Source organism: Megasphaera paucivorans (assembly GCF_900103535.1).
In the GTDB taxonomy this organism is placed as follows: Bacteria; Bacillota; Negativicutes; order Veillonellales; family Megasphaeraceae; genus Megasphaera_A; species Megasphaera_A paucivorans.
In genome coordinates this window covers 1-18,651 of sequence record NZ_FNHQ01000044.1, presented here as the reverse complement: position 1 = coordinate 18,651, position 18,651 = coordinate 1, and the positions used below count along the sequence as shown (strand labels likewise).

The 18,651-nt window shown below is 42.0% G+C and carries 19 protein-coding genes and 2 rRNA genes; 18 read left to right on the top strand and 3 right to left on the bottom strand.

Going from position 1 to position 18,651, the window contains the following annotated elements:
- The 18 genes from BLR11_RS12820 to BLR11_RS12735 form a co-directional block, all read left to right on the top strand.
- A 23S ribosomal RNA gene (locus BLR11_RS12820) occupies positions 1–84 on the top strand; the annotation flags it as partial.
- 79 nt (positions 85–163) lie between these two features.
- Positions 164–280, top strand: a 5S ribosomal RNA gene (gene rrf / locus BLR11_RS12815).
- Between the two features lie 110 nt (positions 281–390).
- Complete coding sequence (locus tag BLR11_RS12810; RefSeq protein WP_218118819.1) at positions 391–768, top strand: DUF488 domain-containing protein; 378 nt, start codon at positions 391–393, stop codon at positions 766–768.
- A gap of 214 nt (positions 769–982) precedes the next feature.
- Positions 983–1,234, top strand: a complete 252-nt coding sequence (locus BLR11_RS12805; protein ID WP_091652808.1) for a TM1266 family iron-only hydrogenase system putative regulator — start codon at positions 983–985, stop codon at positions 1,232–1,234.
- Between the two features lie 18 nt (positions 1,235–1,252).
- Complete coding sequence (locus tag BLR11_RS12800; RefSeq protein ID WP_091652806.1) at positions 1,253–2,023, top strand: nucleotide-binding protein; 771 nt, start codon at positions 1,253–1,255, stop codon at positions 2,021–2,023.
- Positions 2,013–3,320 carry a nitrogenase component 1 gene (locus tag BLR11_RS12795; protein WP_091652803.1) on the top strand — a complete coding sequence of 436 codons (1,308 nt, stop codon included), beginning with the start codon at positions 2,013–2,015 and terminating at the stop codon, positions 3,318–3,320. The genes BLR11_RS12800 and BLR11_RS12795 overlap by 11 nt, the downstream gene beginning before the upstream one ends.
- Complete coding sequence (locus BLR11_RS12790) at positions 3,317–4,345, top strand: nitrogenase component 1 (RefSeq protein ID WP_091652801.1); 1,029 nt, start codon at positions 3,317–3,319, stop codon at positions 4,343–4,345. Before BLR11_RS12795 ends, BLR11_RS12790 begins: the two co-directional genes overlap by 4 nt.
- A gap of 23 nt (positions 4,346–4,368) precedes the next feature.
- Positions 4,369–6,657, top strand: coding sequence for a carbamoyltransferase HypF (gene hypF, locus BLR11_RS12785; RefSeq protein WP_091652798.1), 2,289 nt, complete (start codon positions 4,369–4,371; stop codon positions 6,655–6,657).
- Positions 6,658–6,670: 13 nt separating this feature from the next.
- Positions 6,671–6,877: a HypC/HybG/HupF family hydrogenase formation chaperone gene (locus BLR11_RS12780; protein ID WP_091652796.1), complete on the top strand. Its 207-nt coding sequence runs from the start codon at positions 6,671–6,673 to the stop codon at positions 6,875–6,877.
- Positions 6,874–7,929 carry a hydrogenase formation protein HypD gene (gene hypD, locus BLR11_RS12775; protein WP_176762996.1) on the top strand — a complete coding sequence of 352 codons (1,056 nt, stop codon included), beginning with the start codon at positions 6,874–6,876 and terminating at the stop codon, positions 7,927–7,929. The genes BLR11_RS12780 and hypD overlap by 4 nt, the downstream gene beginning before the upstream one ends.
- Positions 7,922–8,926 carry a hydrogenase expression/formation protein HypE gene (hypE, locus tag BLR11_RS12770; RefSeq protein ID WP_091652790.1) on the top strand — a complete coding sequence of 335 codons (1,005 nt, stop codon included), beginning with the start codon at positions 7,922–7,924 and terminating at the stop codon, positions 8,924–8,926. Before hypD ends, hypE begins: the two co-directional genes overlap by 8 nt.
- Positions 8,927–8,952: 26 nt before the next feature.
- Positions 8,953–9,714 (top strand): nucleotide-binding protein, encoded by a 762-nt coding sequence (locus BLR11_RS12765; protein WP_091652788.1) that lies wholly within the window; start codon positions 8,953–8,955, stop codon positions 9,712–9,714.
- 3 nt (positions 9,715–9,717) lie between these two features.
- The gene (locus BLR11_RS12760) at positions 9,718–11,046 is read left to right on the top strand and encodes a nitrogenase component 1 (RefSeq protein WP_091652785.1); all 1,329 of its coding nucleotides are present in this window, start codon (positions 9,718–9,720) and stop codon (positions 11,044–11,046) included.
- Positions 11,037–12,293 carry a nitrogenase component 1 gene (locus tag BLR11_RS12755; RefSeq protein ID WP_218118818.1) on the top strand — a complete coding sequence of 419 codons (1,257 nt, stop codon included), beginning with the start codon at positions 11,037–11,039 and terminating at the stop codon, positions 12,291–12,293. Before BLR11_RS12760 ends, BLR11_RS12755 begins: the two co-directional genes overlap by 10 nt.
- 12 nt (positions 12,294–12,305) lie before the next feature.
- Positions 12,306–13,508 (top strand): [FeFe] hydrogenase H-cluster maturation GTPase HydF, encoded by a 1,203-nt coding sequence (hydF, locus tag BLR11_RS12750; protein WP_091652783.1) that lies wholly within the window; start codon positions 12,306–12,308, stop codon positions 13,506–13,508.
- Between the two features lie 13 nt (positions 13,509–13,521).
- Positions 13,522–14,877 (top strand): aspartate ammonia-lyase, encoded by a 1,356-nt coding sequence (locus tag BLR11_RS12745; RefSeq protein ID WP_176762995.1) that lies wholly within the window; start codon positions 13,522–13,524, stop codon positions 14,875–14,877.
- Between the two features lie 71 nt (positions 14,878–14,948).
- Positions 14,949–15,308 carry a nucleotide pyrophosphohydrolase gene (locus BLR11_RS12740; protein WP_245675173.1) on the top strand — a complete coding sequence of 120 codons (360 nt, stop codon included), beginning with the start codon at positions 14,949–14,951 and terminating at the stop codon, positions 15,306–15,308.
- Positions 15,309–15,351: 43 nt separating this feature from the next.
- Complete coding sequence (locus tag BLR11_RS12735) at positions 15,352–16,047, top strand: cyclase family protein (protein ID WP_091652780.1); 696 nt, start codon at positions 15,352–15,354, stop codon at positions 16,045–16,047.
- Positions 16,048–16,149: 102 nt separating this feature from the next.
- Here BLR11_RS12735 and BLR11_RS12730 read toward each other — a convergent pair whose 3' ends face one another.
- The 3 genes from BLR11_RS12730 to BLR11_RS14175 all read right to left on the bottom strand — a co-directional run.
- Positions 16,150–17,079 carry a carbon-nitrogen hydrolase family protein gene (locus BLR11_RS12730; protein WP_091652811.1) on the bottom strand — a complete coding sequence of 310 codons (930 nt, stop codon included), beginning with the start codon at positions 17,077–17,079 and terminating at the stop codon, positions 16,150–16,152.
- Between the two features lie 95 nt (positions 17,080–17,174).
- The gene (locus BLR11_RS12725) at positions 17,175–18,056 is read right to left on the bottom strand and encodes a DMT family transporter (protein ID WP_091652777.1); all 882 of its coding nucleotides are present in this window, start codon (positions 18,054–18,056) and stop codon (positions 17,175–17,177) included.
- A gap of 218 nt (positions 18,057–18,274) precedes the next feature.
- The coding region (locus tag BLR11_RS14175) for a hypothetical protein (RefSeq protein WP_176762993.1) at positions 18,275–18,651 on the bottom strand (377 nt) is incomplete at its 5' end.

The following is an 18,651-nucleotide window of genomic DNA, read 5'->3' as shown; positions in this document are numbered from 1 at the left end:
GAGACGATGTGGTTGATAGGCCGGGAGTGGAAGTACAGTGATGTATGGAGCGGACCGGTACTAATAGACCGAGGACTTGACTTAAACAAGTATGCAAGACTATGTATGGCCTTTGATTCGCAGATACTTTTCTTTGTGGTTGTCAGGGTATGACCCTGAATAATTCAGTAGCGATAGCTGCGGGGATCCACCTGTTCCCATGCCGAACACAGCAGTTAAGCCCGCAAACGCCGAAAGTACTTGGGTGGAAGCGCCCTGGGAGGATAGGAAGCCGCTGATTGAAAGCCAGCATGCCGTAATGGTATGCTGGTGTTTTTTTTGTCTGGATATTGAGCTTTTTCATTCCTCGTGATATTCTTTTATATATAGTGTAGAAAGGAATGGACTACAATGGTAATAAGTGAACTTAAATTAAAACGAGCATATGCATTTTATGATGAGTGCGATGGATACCGGATTTTAGTAGATCGATTATGGCCGCGCGGTATTACTAAAGAACGATTGCATTGTGAATTATGGGCTAAAAATATTTCACCTTCACAAGAATTGCGAAAAACGTTTCATGGAGAGAATTATTTTTTAGATTTTAAAGAAGCATATGTGATGGAATTAGAAAAAAATCCAGAAGTATCTTCATTTATTGACTTATGCCGGGAGAAACTTGCCGAAGGAAATGTAACGCTTGTCTATGCTGCAAAAAATGAAATATGTAATAATGCAGTTGTTTTGAAAGAATGGCTGTTAGAGAAAATAAACGAAAATAGTTAAAATTGCTTTAAAAGAGTATTCTGCCATGATATACTTAACTTAAATACGGTACACTTGAAGATTCGTCTGACGGTAAACCAAAATGGATAAATGCATCGTACTGAATTTGCAAAGGACAGTTGTTCCTGCGCAGAAAGTCGAGTGAATAGTTTTGTCGTATGCTATCCCCGTACTTTCGTACGGGGTTTTAATTTTTTAAGGAGCGTGTTTTCCTATGGAAACCAGAGTTGCGTTAATTGGAATTATTGTTAGCAGTCCAGAATCAGTCACTAAGTTAAACAGTATTTTGCACGAATATAGCCAATATATTATTGGGCGTATGGGAATTCCTTACCAGCAGCGGAAGGTATCTGTCATTAGTATTGTTATGGATGCCCCGCAGACGGCAATTAGTGCTTTATCCGGAAAATTAGGGATGATTCCTAATGTAAGTATTAAAACTACGTATGCAAAACTGCCTGAATAAAAGCAGAAGGAGACTATTATGTTAAAAATTGCAATATATGGTAAGGGCGGTATTGGTAAATCAACAATAACTAGCAACTTATCGGCAGCGTTTTCCAAACTAGGAAAACGAGTTATTCAAATTGGCTGTGACCCTAAAGCGGATTCTACATTTAATTTGTTAGGGGGAAATCCGGTACAACCCGTTATGAATTATATCCGAGAGTTTGATGAAGATCCAGAACAAATTGAAGATATTTCTAAGATTGGATTTGGTGGAGTTTTATGTATTGAAACCGGAGGACCGACGCCTGGATTAGGTTGTGCAGGACGAGGAATTATTGCTACGTTTAGCTTATTGGAAGATTTAGGCCTTTTTGAACGATTTAAGCCTGATGTTGTCTTATATGACGTATTAGGCGATGTGGTTTGCGGTGGCTTTGCTGCACCTCTCCGAGCCGGTTATGCTGATGAAGTTATTATTGTTACTTCAGGAGAAAAAATGGCGCTATATGCTGCCGATAATATTAACGAAGCTGTAAATAATTTTGCTGACCGCAGCTATGCCAGCGTACGGGGAATTATACTGAATCGCCGTGATATTGTTGATGAGGAACATAAAGTACGAAGTTTTGCGGCAGAGCGTAACTTAGAGATTATTGGAGATGTTCCGCGCAATGATGATATAACTCGGTTTGAAGATATGGGAAAAACTGTTATTGAGGGAGATGATAGTCTGCCCATTAGTAAAATATTTTTACGAATAGCACGAGTATTATGGGAACATGAGGAAACAGGATATGAAGAATAAACCCTATTCTATTACTATAAAAGAATTAGTAGAACGAGGCCGTAACAATATTCCAGAAGAATGTATTTCTTCAACGCATCTTATTTATAATTCACCGGCTGCACTTGCATTTAATTCTCCCGGAGCAGAGGGATTTGGCGTAAAACGGGCAGGGCTAGCTATTCCGGGATCGGTTATGCTTCTTATCGGGCCGGGTTGTTGTGGCAGAAATACCACTATACTTAGTGAAATGAGTGGGTATAGTGATCGATTTTTCTTTTATATTATGGATGAAACCGATATTGTGACAGGCCGCCATTTGACGAAAATACCACAAGCGGTAAAAGAAGTGTGTGAAGCATTGGACACGCTGCCAACGGTTGTCATGATTTGTATGACTTGCGTGGATGCTCTTTTAGGGACGGATATGGAACGAGTATGCCGAAAAGCGGCAATGTATGTGGGGATACCTGTTGTGCCTTGCTATATGTATGCATTGACACGTGAAGGCCGTAAACCGCCTATGGTTGCAGTACGTCAAGCTGTATATTCTCTTTTGGAAAAGAGAGAAAAACAAGCAAGTATGGTTAATATTTTAGGATATTTCTCACCGTTGATGAATGAATGTGAAATATATCCTCTTTTACGACAAATGGGAATTAAAAAGATAAATGAACTTTCTCGATGTAAAACGATCGAAGAATACAAAAGTATGGCAGCGGCTAATTTTAATCTGATTCTTCATCCGGAATCACGCCTTGCGGCTCAGGATTTACAAGAGAAATTGGGTATTCCCAGTATTGAACTGACACGTATGTATCAGATAGACAAAATTCAGAAACAGTATTATATTCTTGCAAAAACATTAGGAACAGTGATTGATGATTCAATTTATGCTGCAGAGGCACGGAATGCGGTAACGAAATTTGTACAGTCTCATAAAAATGTGATATTTGCTGTTGGGGAAATGATGAATGGAAATTCTTTTGAACTAGCGTTAGCGCTTGTCAGATATGGCCTTTGTGTTGCTGAAATATACAGTAATTTAGGGACGGAAGATTATGTATTTCTTAAACAGCTGGCTGCGCTGAGCCCCAATACCCGTGTATTTTCCAACCTATCGCCATCGATGTTGTATTATGAGGATACAGGGAATCGTATTCACGTTACCGTGGGCAAGGATGCAGCATATTATCATCCTCATGCGGTACATGTTTTATGGACAGAAGAAGAACAACCTTTTGGATATGCTGGGGTAACGAAACTTTTCAAGAAATTGCAGGAAGCACTAGATACAGAAGGAGGAGATTTGCAATGAAAGGACTATGGAAATACATTTCTCCTTTTGCACCAGATCAGTCAGGTGCTTGTTCCGTATTTTATGGATTGGGAGGAATTGTTGTTATTGTAGATGCCGGCGGATGTGCCGGCAATGTTTGCGGATTTGATGAACCGCGCTGGTTTGGAAAAAAAAGTGCGATTTTTAGTGCGGGTTTACGAGATATGGATGCTATTCTTGGCCGGGATACGCTTCTTGTGGAAAAATTGTGTGCGGCAGCAGCGGATACAAATGCTATGTTTGCGGTTTTCGTAGGTACGCCGGTACCGGCAGTTATTGGAACAGATTATCAAGCGCTGCGGCGCATGGCAGAAAAAAAACTGAGATTACCCGTTATGACGGTTGATACAACGGGTATGAATTTATATGATGTGGGAATAGAAAAAGCCTATCTGGAACTATTTCGTACATTCGCAGCTGCTTCTGGACCGATACAACCGGAGACGGTAGGAGTTATTGGAGCTACACCTCTCGATATGACCTGTTTAGAAGATCCTTTACATATTGAGAACATGTTGATCGGACAAGGTTGGTCAAGAGTTCTTATATATGGGAGAAATGGGTTGAGTAATATACAGCAAGCCGGGGTGGTGGCCAAAAATCTTGTTATAGCACCGGCAGGTATGGCTGCTGCCGTGTATTTAGAAAAAAAATTTGGCACCCCATATACGACTGCATATCCAGTTTTGAAAAAAAATTGGGTATGTGATTTCACCGGAAAAAAAATTTTGATCGTGCATCAGCAAATTTTAGCCAATGCACTGCGGCAGCAATTGTTAGAAGCAGGGGCGTCTGCCGTTACAGTGGCTTCATGGTTTATGCTTAATGCGGCATTGAAGGAACCGTATGATATAGCACTTCGGGAAGAAGAGGATTTTATCCAGTTAGCCGATAATCAGACATATGATATCGTCATAGGCGATGGCTTATTCCGAAAGGCGTTAAAGCATTTTATGGGAATGTACTTGGAATTGCCGCACTTTGCTGTATCTGGAAGGATGTGAAGAGAGCCGTGAGGACAACACAAATGATACGCGTTTTTGGTATTGTCCAAGGAGTAGGATTCCGTCCGTTTGTCAGTCGAACCGCAGCAGCAAATCATATTCGGGGATGTGTTTGCAATAAGGGGTCATATGTGGAAATTATGGCACAAGGAGAAAAGAAAGCGCTGCAGTCCTTTTATGATGAATTGCAGCATAATCCTCCCCCGCGTGCTGCAATTTTAAAAATTGATAGAGAGAAAGCAGAAGGAGTTAAGACATATAGTTCGTTTGATATTATAGAGAGCACGAAAGAAAAAGGAGATATTTTTGTTTCACCGGATATTGGCATTTGTGATGCTTGTAAAAAAGAACTTTTTGATAAAAAAAATCGCCGTTATTTGCACCCTTTTATTAACTGTACAGCTTGTGGACCGCGGCTTACAATTCTTGACGCTATGCCTTATGATAGAGAACGGACAAGTATGGGGGAATTTCCCATGTGTGCAGACTGTACATATGAATATACACATCCGGAAACCCGGCGATATGATGCCCAGCCGGTGTGCTGCAAGAAATGCGGCCCTGAAGTATATCTTATGGATCGCCATGAACGAGGATCCAGTGCTATTACAGAAGCCAGACGCGTTATCAGCAATGGCGGAATTATTGCTATTAAAGGAATCGGGGGCTTTCATCTAAGCTGTGATGCTACGAATGAAGCTGCAGTCTGCCGCTTGCGCAGACTAAAAAAACGCCCGATAAAGCCGTTTGCCGTTATGATAAAGAATTTGGATGTCGTACGGACCGAATGTGACATACACGCTGATCAAGAAGCGGTATTGACAGGACATCAAAAACCCATTGTATTATTAGATAAAAAAACAGGAGGGAAAATTTGTCAGCAAATTGCACCGGGAAATCCAAAGATAGGGGTTATGCTTCCGTATGCACCATTGCAGCTATTGCTGTTTACCTATGATGATGAGATGAGTATGCCGGACATTCTTGTCATGACCAGTGCTAACGAATCGGGAGCACCTATTTGCCGTACGGATATAGACGTACGGCGTGAAGTAGTACATATGTGTGATCTTGTCATATCACACAATCGCAAAATTCGTCTTAGTGTGGATGATTCCGTAATGGATTTTTATGATGGAAAACCATATATGATTCGTCGATCCCGCGGATATGCACCGTTGCCGTTTATTCTTTCCCGTCAGTATAAAGGTCAAGTTCTGGGGATAGGCGGAGAATTGAAAAATACTTTTTGCCTTGGTAAAAACAATTTATTTTACCCATCGCCCTATGTAGGTGATATGACGGATGTCAGAACGATGAAAGCGTTACGTGAATCAATAGTGCGGATGGAGACCTTGCTGGAAGTAAAACCAAGTATAGTAGCTTGTGATATGCATCCTCGTTATAATACGACAATTATTGCAGGGGAGTTAGGGCTTCCCGTATTTTCTGTACAACACCATTATGCGCATATACTTTCTTGTATGGCTGAAAATAAGTATTCGGAACCTGTTATCGGCGTAGCCTTCGATGGTACCGGATTTGGTACAGATGGAACTATTTGGGGGGGAGAAATATTAACTGCCGATTATACTGGGTTTACCCGGCGGGGTGCGATAGAACCATTTATGCAGAGAGGCGGGGATATTGCTGTTAAGGAAGGGTGGCGTATTGCCATATCTATGTTGTACAGTATGTTTGGAAATAGTGAGATTTTTGAGAAAAGTATACGACAACTAGCGCTTTGTGATGAAAATAATCTAATGGCGCAATGTTTTATGGCTGATAATCATATAAACAGTATCCGCTCTACTAGTGCCGGACGCCTTTTTGATGCGGTAAGTGCTATCTTAGGCATATGCAGAAGCTCAACTTTTGAAGGGGAAGCTTCCATGACTTTGCAATTTGCGGCAGAGAGATGGAAAAGGAAACACAAGGAACCGGAACTACTGCATCGGTATGATTTGAAATTGCAGAATGGGATATTTTATTTACCTACCAATGAATTGGTACGGCATATGGCGGAAGGAATATTGGCCAGATGGCCGACTGGATGTTTAGCATATATTTTTCATAGAATATTGGCAGATATGATTATTAAAGCTTGTAAAAAAGTTCGTGCAGATACGGGAATTGCAACAGTAGCACTAAGCGGCGGTGTTTTTCAGAACCGGCTGTTGCTGCGGATGTGTGATAAAGGACTGCAGGACTATGAATTTCGTGTTTTGAAGCATAGCCTGCTGCCGCCTAATGATGGGGGAATTTCTCTGGGACAAGCGGTTGCGGCAATGCAGTATATACAGAATAGATAAGGAGACGGGGACTATGTGTGTAGGATTACCAGCGCGTGTAATAAGAATAAAAGACGGAATTGCCTTAGTTGATGCATCAGGAGCCAAACGTGAAATTTCAGCGGAACTTCTTGATGACTTAGATCCCGGTGACTACGTTATGGTGCATGCAGGACTGGCCATTGCTAAAATAACCAACAATGATGAGAATGAAACAGATCGTATCATGGAGGAATTATGAAGGATGAAAAAAAGACAGCAAGAGAAATCATAGAAACATACAACGGACCTGCAATTCGTATTATGGAGGTTTGTGGTACTCATACGCATGAAATTTTCAGATTGGGAATACGCAGTCTTTTGCCGGATAACATAAAACTTATCTCCGGTCCGGGCTGTCCCGTTTGCGTTACGCCTGTAAATTTTATTGATGAAGCTGTTTTTTTGGCACAAAAGCGACAGGTTACAATTTGTACATTTGGAGATTTGGTACGAGTACCAGGTACAGTCGGCAGTCTTGCGAAGGCACGCAGCGAAGGGGCGAGAGTGGAAGTCGTATATTCTCCGATGGATGCATACCTATATGCTGAAAAACATAAAACAGAGCAAGTTGTATTCTTATCAGTAGGTTTTGAAACGACAACACCGGCTAGTTGTCTTGCTGTAAGAAAAGCCAAGCAGAATCATCTTGAAAATTTTTCTCTGCTGACAGCGAATAAGACAATGCCGCAAGCATATCAGACGCTAAAAGGCAGTGCCGATGCTTTTTTATATCCCGGACATGTTCATGCAGTTATGGGTACAACTTCTTGTGAAGAACTGGTAAGAGAAGGTATATCCGGTGTCATTACTGGTTTTACGGCAAAGGAAATAGTGACGGCGCTGGCGGTTATTATTATAAAACACCGAGAAGGAAAAGCATTTTTTAAAAACTGCTATCCGCGCGTAGTTACCGCGGCAGGGAGCAAAGCGGCACAACAGGTAATGGAAGAGGTCATGGAACCTTGTGATGCGGAATGGCGGGGGTTAGGGACTATTCTACAATCAGGCCTTAAGCTGAGAGCGGCATATGAAACGTTTGATGCTAGAATTAAGTATACTATGCCGAAACTTGTGGGACACAGCAATACTGCTTGCCGCTGCGGTGAAGTATTACAGGGGAAGTGTTATCCTGACGGCTGCATACTTTTTGGCAAGACCTGCACTCCGGAACATCCGGTAGGAGCCTGCATGGTTTCCCATGAAGGAGCTTGCTCGGCATTCTATCAATATGGAGGGATACATCATGGATGAAATAGTTACACTTGCACACGGTGCCGGCGGTAAAAAAACGGCAGAGTTAATAGAAAAAGTATTTAAAACTCATTTTTCAAACCCTGAATTTACAGGTGATGATGCAGCCGTTTTACAAATAGATGGAAATCAGTTAGCTTTTACTACGGATGGCTTTATTGTATCGCCGCCTGAATTTCCAGGGGGGAATATTGGGAAATTAAGTGTTTGCGGCACGGTCAACGATCTGGCATGCATGGGAGCACAGCCGTTGTACTTATCTTGTGCTTTTGTTATTGAAGAAGGCTTTTCCTTAGCAAAGGTAGAGGCGTATGCGGCGGCAATGGAAAAAACAGCTAATGAAGCGGGTGTACGAATTGTAGCAGGAGATACCAAAGTAGCAGGAAAAGGACAAGTAGATAATCTTTTTATTACGACGACAGGTATAGGCCGCGTCATGCAAGGCTGTCATACTTCGGGAACTTTTGCCCGTCCTGGTGATGCGGTGATCGTGACAGGTGATGTAGGGCGGCACGGTTGTACTATTCTTCTGGCTCGGGATACCTATGGCATTAAAGCAGATGTAACGAGTGATTGTGCACCTTTATGGGGAACTGTAAAAACGATGTTTGATACAACCAAAAACATTCATGTTATTCGTGATGCTACTCGTGGTGGTGTGGGAACCGTGCTTTATGAAATAGCGGAACAAAGTAATATAGGCATTCGTCTGGATGCGGCAGCTATTCCTATTGATAAAGCGGTATCCGGTGTTTGCGGCATGTTGGGTTTGGAACCGCTTTATTTGGCGTGCGAAGGACGTTTGGTCGTATTTGCACCTAAAGAAGAGGCGGCGGCATTATTGGAAACATTACATAAAGGAACATATTCAAAAAATGCAGCTATTATTGGTGAAGTAACCGCGGAGCTGGCTGGGCGTGTAATCATGAAAACAGAAATAGGAACAGAGACGATGCTGCCTCCGCCGGGAGGAGAGCTTTTGCCCCGAATTTGTTAAAGTAATCAAATGGTGAGGATATAACTATGATAAAAATTGCAGTTTATGGCAAGGGCGGCATTGGAAAATCTACGACTGTTTCCAATATAGCGGCAGCACTTGCTGACAGAGGTCTTCGAGTCATGCAGATTGGCTGTGACCCAAAAGCGGATTCTACAAATAGCCTTCATGGACAGGCAGCGATTCCTACGATCCTTGATTTGATTCGTCAGAAAGGGGATGCATTTTCGCTGAAAGATATGACGGTTAAAGGATATAAAGGAGTAGTGTGCGTTGAAGCGGGTGGCCCTGCTCCGGGGATGGGCTGTGCCGGTCGCGGAATTATTGCGGCATTGGAAAAGTTAAAGGAAAAAGGAGCGTATGATATATATAAACCGGATATTGTTATGTATGATGTTCTGGGAGATGTAGTATGCGGTGGTTTTTCCATGCCAATGCGTAAAGGATATGCTGATGCTGTATTTATCATCACTTCAGGAGAAAATATGGCGATCCATGCGGCTGCTAATATTGCAATGGCATTAGAAAATTTTAAAGATCGTGGATATGCCAGACTCGCAGGTATTATTTTAAATAGCCGCAACGTAAAACATGAAGAAGAGAAGGTCTTGGAATTGGCATCAGATATTCACTCTGCGGTTATAGGAAGTTTAAGCCGCAGTACAGTGGTACAAGAAGCAGAAGAACTTCATAAGACAGTCATTGAAGCCTATCCGGCAAGTAGCATGGCGGAAGAATACCGGATACTGGCAGCAGCAATATATAAAGAAGCGCAAAAAAGGAGGTAGTCTATGTTAACGCGAATTGGCAAAGCTGTTGATATGCAGGGAGCCGCGGTTAAAATCAAGGAAGCGGTATATCCGAATCCGTTTGAATCTGGACTGGAATATACGCCTCCTGCACGGGGAACGTGGAATATTGTTCATACAAATATGCTTGTGCCTGAATCGCACCAAGTTTATATTTGTGCTGCCGGCTGTCTGCGTGGAGTTGTACTTACTGCTGCGGAAATGGGAGCTATGGATCGCTTTTCTTCTATTTTAGTAGAGGAACATAACTTGATGGATGGCTCTATGGAGAATTTGATTATAGACGGCGTGGGAGATATTTTGGATCGCCTGCCGCGGCGGCCTAAGGTAATGTTTATTTACCCTGCCTGTATTCATCGTTTTATGGGGTGCGATATGAGCGCTGTCTATGTTCAATTACAGCGCCGTTATCCGGATATCGGTTTTGGTGAATGCTATATGGATCCTATTATGAGGAAAAGCGGACTTACGGCAGAAGCAAGGACGCGCTGGCAGTTATATCATTTTTTAACACCACAAGAACATGATTGGAAATCTGTTAATATCATTGGTAATAATTTACCGACAAGTGAAGATAGTGAACTTGTCCGTCTTATTAAAGACAATGGATTTATTCTGAGAGATTTGACACTGTGCAGGACATATGAAGAGTATTTGGAAATGGGAAAGAGTGCTGTAAATATTTCTTATAATCCGCAGATGATATATGGCGGCCAACAGATGGAAAAATCGTTAGGACAGAAAAATATATATATCCCGTTGAGTTTCGACTGTTTGGAAATTCGCAATGAGTTATACCAATTAGCCGATTTTTTAGGGGTGCAGCATCTTGATTACAGTCCCAATATGTTGCAGTGTGAACGCAGTCTGGCCAAAGCAAAAGACGTGATTGGAGATACGGCAATTGCTCTTGACTATGCGGTTACTTTCAGACCGTTTAGTTTAGCGAGACTGCTTTTGGATCATGGTTTTAACGTAACTCGTATGTATGTAGATACGATACCTAGCGAAGATAAAGCTGATTTTGAATATTTACAGCAATGCTACCCCAATCTTATGTTGTATGCTACCGTTCATGCTAAGATGCGGGTCATGGACCGATATACGACAGAACCGTTGCTGGCTATAGGACAAAAAGCGGCATATTTTACAGGAACAAGACATTTTGTTGATATTGCTGAATGCGGTGGATTTTATGGATTTACAGGCATTAGTCATATGGCGGCACGTATGGTAGAAGCTTTCTTAGAAGAAAAAGATGCCCGTGATTACATACAAATTAAAGGATGGAGGTGCCGAACATGTCGATGAAACAAACAATAGCGCGTGTGTCATCTTATTCAGCCGATGTTTTCGGTGCGTGTTCGGCTTTATTTGAATTGGGTGGCATGATCGTTATTCATGACCCATCAGGTTGCAACTCAACTTATGCAACGCATGATGAACCTCGCTGGTATGATAGGGACAGTCTGTTTTTTATTTCAGGCCTGACAGAAATGGATGCAGTCATGGGGAATGATAATAAACTGGTTCATGATATTGTTTCAGCGGCGCAAGACCTATCACCGCGATTTATTGCAGTTTTGCAAAGTCCGATTCCCTATATGATAGGCACCGATTTGGAGGCTGTAGCCAAACTGGTACAAAAGAAAACGGAGATTATGACGGTTGCGCTGCCGACGAACAGCATGCATTCGTATGTCAAAGGAGCATCTATGGCCTTTGCGATGTTAGCCGCGCATATGGTTGAAAATCCGGTAGGAAAAACATTGCCGCCGTTTACTCCCAAACGCTGGAGCTGTAGCTGGCAGGCTGAGTATACTGCTGACGGCTCGTTGGTAAAAGATATGCCTTCTGCAGCAGCACGACAATCGTTAGGAGTCAATATACTAGGAGTTACGCCTTTGGATTTTTCCTTTAATGGCAGTGATCAATCTATGGTGCAAGTCCTGCGGGAACGTGGGTTTCGCGTAGTAAGTACCTGGGCTATGGGAAGTTCGCTTGAGAACATTGCACAAGCCTCGTTGGCTGATGTAAATTTGGTGGTTTCATATGCAGGATTAGAAGCTGCCAGAATTCTGCAGCACCGCTTTTCTATACCGTATGTTATCGGAGTTCCTTTTGGATCGGTGATGGCGGCACAAGTAGCATCCGATTTAAAGGAGGCCGCAGCAGAAAAAATGAATATGATTTCTTACAGAAATCGCAGAGTAGACGAGAGTGGTACCGTTATTATCGGTGAAAGTGTTTACAGTGCTTCTTTGGCATGGGCCATTGCAGAAAACGGCGGACCGGCAGCACGCGTGTTTTGTCCCTTGGATACGGAAACGGCGTTGTTGGTGCCGGAAGATCGGATTGGTATGTCTGAAGGTGAATTAGAAAAATTGCTGTTTTCATATAATGTGATTATTGCAGATCCTTTGTATCATCCTATTTGTCCGACAACGGCACGATTTGTTCCGTTGCCTCATGAAGCTTTTTCTGGACGGTTGTTTCGCAAAGAGATACCCAATTTAATTAAAAACGCTGAAACATTTGCAAAAAATATAAATGGTTAAGGAGAGAGACATATGGGACTAAACGATACCCCTTCTGGTGAACGTATCCACATTGCCTTTTTTGGCCGGCGCAATGCTGGTAAATCCAGTGTAGTCAACGCTGTGACGGGTCAGGATTTAGCAATTGTTTCTGCTGCCAAGGGAACGACTACTGATCCTGTTTATAAAGCAATGGAATTGCTTCCGTTAGGTCCGGTGATGATTGTGGATACTCCCGGATTTGATGATGAAGGAACACTCGGAGAACTTCGTATTCGAAAAACCAGACAAGTACTGAATAAGACAGATATTGCAGTTCTGGTTGTAGATGCAGTAGAAGGAATGACCGCCGCGGATGCAGCATTGCTGCAGCGTATTAAAGAAAAAAACATTGCATATGTACTTGTTTTTAACAAATTAGATTTATTGGAAAAGGCCGTTGAACCAGAAAAAGATCAAATATATGTTAGTGCCTTATATCAGCAGGGAATTTCCGAGCTAAAGGAAAGACTAGGTACCTTGCGGTCTGATAGAGAAGGAAAATTGACGATTGTCGGAGATTTAATTCATCCTTCTGATTTTGTTGTTTTGGTGGTTCCTATTGATAAAGCTGCCCCTAAAGGCCGTTTGATATTGCCGCAGCAGCAGACGATACGAGATATATTGGAAGCGGATGCTGCGGCTATTGTCGTAAAAGAATATGAATTACATGATACGCTGGCCCATCTTGGGAAAAAACCAGCATTAGTTATTACGGACAGTCAGGTATTTGCGAAAGTGTCGGCCGACACACCGCCGGATATTCCATTGACATCTTTTTCTATACTTATGGCTCGCCATAAAGGATTATTAGAATCGGCTGTTCATGGTGTGGCGGCAGTAGAAAAACTTCAAGATGAAGATATGGTTCTTATTGCCGAAGGCTGTACACATCATCGGCAATGTGATGATATTGGAACCATTAAAATTCCGCGCTGGCTGCGGAACTATACAGGAAAAAATATAAAGATTCATACTGTCAGCGGTATGGAATTTCCTGATGATTTGTCTCCCTATGCGCTGATCGTCCATTGCGGCGGCTGTATGTTAAATGAAAGGGAAGTCCGATATCGTATGAAATGTGCGAAGGACCAACAGGTACCCATAACAAATTACGGAATTATGATTGCTTACATGCAGGGGATTTTGAAACGGAGCCTGCAGTTATTTCCCTATCTGGCAGATGTCATTGCATAGGAGGATCCGGTACATGCGTATAGAAAAGGATAGTTTAGGAGAAAAAAAATTATCTGAGTCAGCGCCTTATGGCATTAATACCTTGCGGGCGATGGAAAATTTTTCTCTCCATCATAAGAGAACCAATATGCGGCTTATCTATGCGGTCGTTAAAGTAAAAAAAGCAGCGGCGCTTACCTATTGTTCTTTGCAGGTGCGGGAAAAGGGTATTTATGAAGCAATTGTATCTGCCTGCGATGAAATTTTGAACGGGAAATATGATGATGCTTTTGCAACAGAAGCGCTACAGGGCGGAGCAGGTACTTCAACAAATATGAATGTCAATGAAGTGGTTGCGAATGCGGCGCTGAAAAAATTAGGAAAAAATTACGGACAATATGATATTATTCATCCTTTGGATGATGTAAACCGCGGACAGTCAACGAATGATGTATATCCTACGGCACTACGCATTGCGGCAATTGAATTATTAAGAAAATTGAGTCAAGCTTGTGCAGAATTGCAAACAGCCCTGCAGGAAAAAGAGAATGCATATGAACACGTTCATAAATTGGGGCGAACAGAAATGATGGATGCAGTTCCGGTTACTGTCGGTGAAGAATTTGGTGCGTACGCGCAGGCGATATCTCGAGATCGTTGGCGGTTATATAAAGTGGAAGAGCGGCTGCGGCAGATCAATCTGGGGGGGACGGCAGTGGGGATTTCTACGAATGCTTCACGGCAATACCGCTTTCGCGTTATTGAAGAATTGCGTCGTATTACGGATATAGGATTGGCCGCAGCAGAATATCCAATGGATATAACGCAAAATAATGATGTATTTGTAGAAGTATCCGGATTGATAAAAGCATTAGCTGTAAATATCATGAAAATTGCAAATGATTTGCGTCTGATGAATTCGGGTCCGCAAGGTGGACTGCATGAAATACAATTGCAAGCTTTGCAGCAGGGCAGTACTATTATGCCAGGGAAAGTAAATCCGGTTATTCCGGAAATGGTTATGCAATGTGCCATGAAAGTTATGGCTAATGATACGGCGATTACTATGGCAGCGGCTCATGGAGAATTTGAACTTAATGCCTTCTTGCCTCTTATTGCTGACTCGCTGCTGGAAAGCTTACAGTTGTTAACAGAAGCAGTCATTATTTTTCGTACAAAATGCATTTCTCTTCTGACGGTAAATGAAGCGCAGTGCCAGTATTATTTAGATATATCGGCAGCTTTTGGCGCTAATTATATACAACGATTAGGATATGATACAGTTAGCCGGGTTATTAAGGAACATGTACCTCAGGAAGCTAAACATATATTGGATCGTATGCTGGAGCAAAACAGCAGCAAGATACAAAAAAGGGACAGGGATAAGTAAATTAAGATACGGTGGCAGATACTTATCATATGTGGAAACAATATAAAAAGTAGGAAATAAGAAGGTGTGATATGATGAATAACGGAATTTCAGATAAGACCATAACTTCGATCTTGCAATTTTCAGAAGAGCGAGATTGGAAAAAATTTCATAATCCCAAGGATCTTGCATTATCAATCAGTTTAGAGGCTGCAGAATTACTGGAGTGTTTTCAATGGACGGGGACGGATGTGGAGGCAAAAGAAAAACAACAGCGGATGAAAGAGGAATTGGCAGATGTTCTGATATATTGTGTTTTGATGGCTGAGGCAATAGATGCGGATATAGAACAGATCATTTCCAATAAAATGCTGCAGAATGGTAAAAAATATCCTGCAGATAAAGCCTATGGCAACGCAAAAAAATATAATGAGTTGAAAAGTCAGGTATAATGAAGTATATCAAATATCATTGAACAGAGGAGGAATATAGTACATGAACGCAGGTGACATACTGTTTTCCGTAACACCGCACCCAGTACTTATTGATTTAACCCATTCCATGAAGCAGGGCATGCCTTCTTGGCCGACAGATCCGCCGTATAGGCATAAAACCTTGGAGATAGATGGACAAGAAGAATTGTTTATGCATTATGAGATATCATTAGATGAACATAGTGGTACTCATGTAGATGCTCCGCGGCACCGCTATGCGGAAGGAAACTCGATAGATTGCATGCCTTTACCGCAGTTCTATGGACATGCGGTAAAAATAGAGGCAGCACAGATCGGAAAATGCGGATTACTTACTAAAAAAGATATTGCAGAGTGGGAAGCGGCGTATATGCAAATTCGGTCCGGTGATATCGTAGTATTGCATTTTGGCTGGGATCAATTTTGGGAGGATAAGACAAAATTTTTAAAAAATTGGCCTGGTATTTCAGAAGAAGCAGCAAGGTATCTGATAGACAAACAAATCAAGGGAGTTGGCACGGATGCATTGTCGATAGATCAATATGGATCTTTGAATTTCCCTGCGCATGAAATTCTGTTGAAGCAAGAAATCACAATTATTGAGAACCTTGCCAATTTAGAAAAATTACCGCTGGAATTTTTCTTTATGGCATTACCACTGAAGATAGAGGCCGGTTCGGGCTCACCCGTGCGGGCGGTAGGCTGGTATAACGAGTAGAACGAGTACGATGTTTTAGGCAAAAAAAAAAGAGATGCCTCCCGCGGTACAGATGATATACGGCAGCGACGGCTCTCTTTTTTATTATAAAGGGGGTCTGATTTAATCTTCGTGAACGACTAATTCTAATATATCCGGTCGGGAATAATGCCCGGCCGCGTCAAATTCCATACGGCTCATAGGTACAGTATCCATATCAAGATCCACGCAAATGGTTTCTTCTATATTCCAGACAGGTTCGTTGACATAATGTCCGCGAGGATCAATAACACAGCTTCCACCAATGCAAATATCATTTTTTAAGACGGCAAGTTCTTCAATGCAATGCAAATCGGCGGGATACATGGTTTTTGTAAAATATTGGTTAACGTTGATAACATAACAATGTCCTTCTATTGCGATGTGCTTGATGGTATCCTGCCATTCCGGATTATCATTGGTATTTGGGGCTAAATAAATAGAAACTCCTTTTTGGTACAAGGCAGCACGGGCCAATGGCATGTAATTTTCCCAGCAAATAAGACTGCCTACAGGCCCCCATGGAGTATCTATGACAGGAAAATAGGTATCAGGATCATGGGAATCTCCCCAGATATACCGTTCAGCTCCGGTGGGTTTAATTTTACGGTGTTTAGCAATAAGAGCCCCCTCAGGAGAAAAAATGAGATTTGTACAGTACAGTGTGCAGGAGACAGCATCCCGTTCTGTAATTCCTATGCTGACATAGGCATGTACTGCAGCAGCGGCTTTGCCGATACGTTCAGTATCAGCACTGGGTACAATAACAGAATTGTCGTAATACCGTTTCCAATCTGTGCGGCCTTCTTCCGTACGGCTGCCAGTGGTAAAACCAAACGTCATGCCGTAGGGGTAGCAAGGAATATATGATTCAGGAAAAACGATGAATTGTGCACCTTTTTTTCCAGCGTCCATAATTTTTTTTATAGTTTTGTCCAACGTAGCAGTTTTGTCAAATATAATCGGTGCGGCTTGGATGAGAGCCATTTTACAGTTTTTCACAAGATTTTTCATTGTGCCAACCCCTTTTTTATTAGTATGTAATAAGTCATGTATATAGTATACGTCTGGAAGCGTACCGTTTTTTAGAAATATCGCCTTTGCAGCCATCAGGCAGCTTTTTTTTGTGTAACAATCAATAGGATTCCTATAAGAATAAGCGACATGCCTAATGTTGTCGTTATGGTCAAGGCTTCTCCCAAAAAGAGTATGCCGCAGATGACACCTACAATGGGAACGGCTAAAATTGCGACAGAAGCTTTGCTTGCTTCCATACGCGATAAAATATAATTCCAGAGAAAGAAGGCAAATGCCGAAGCAAGGATACCATTATATAAAAGGACCGCGATAGATAAAGGTGTCCATTGTACGCTTCCTTGATCCGTGAATCCCATATAAATGAAGAGTAATATCGTACCGGCAATCATCTGCCAAGTAGTATATTGAATAATAGTGCAATCCGGTTTATTTCCGCAGCGGGTACTTTGCTGTATAACTTGGTTTTGCTGCCGCATAATGATATTCGCTACGGCCCAAGCCACAGCACCGGTCAATGTGAGTAAAATGGCGGTGATGCTTCCAACGGTGTTAATATTCATTAGAATAAAAAGACCGGTCATACTAATGACAATACCTAGAATCTTTCGCAATGTCAAATGTTCATGAAGGAAAAAATGTGCAAGAATAGCAACCCAAACGGGCATGCTGTAGTTTAGTACGGCAACCAGCCCGGCTCCCAGTGATTGTATGCCAATTTGAGCGGCAACATTATTAACTGCGGTTTGCAATATACCGGTAAGGATGATCCATTTCCAATATTTTCTGGGTGGCGGCGGCAGACGAAGCCACATAGTGACGAGTAATAATGTTGCAGCGCCCAAGGCAAAACGGTATGCTACAAATACAACAGGCGGAAAGAAAAAATTGGCTTCTTTCATGACGACCCAATTAAAACCCCATATAAAATAAATGGCGCATAAGGCTTTGATCACAGTGAAACCTCCTAACAATAAAGACATTATCTTTATTGTCCATATATTATTAAAAATTGTCAAGATATAATTTGTAATGGGCGTATCAACTTATTGCAGATGCGTTTAAATCATTTAATATAAAATGTTCTCTTTTTTAAGTATATAAAAACTCGCACTACCAAGAAATATAATATTCATGGCAGTGCGAGCAGCTGTAAAATCAATATATGAAAAAATTAGTTTTCCGGAGAAGGCGGAGGTGCCGGATGGTGGAAAAGTTCTTTTAATGTTTCCTTGGAAATTCCTGTTTTATCGGGCAGCTGATTCATAAATGATTTCCATTTTGCGTGTTCTTTTTGATGGAAATCCTGCATGGCGCTTTCTAATTTAGCTCCTTGGTCACGAGTAATTTTTCCTTCTTGGACCATGGTATCTATGTGTTGTTTCATCCGCATCGGCGGAGCAGGAAAGACCTGTCTTAACGTTTCTTTGGAGATTCCCGTCTGATTTGGCAGCTGTGCCATAAATTCTTTTCGTGCTGCCATCTGTTCTTCTTTTTGGTGCTGATGGAAATCGCGAAGCGAAGTTTCTAAGGCATTGGCCTGGTCTTGCG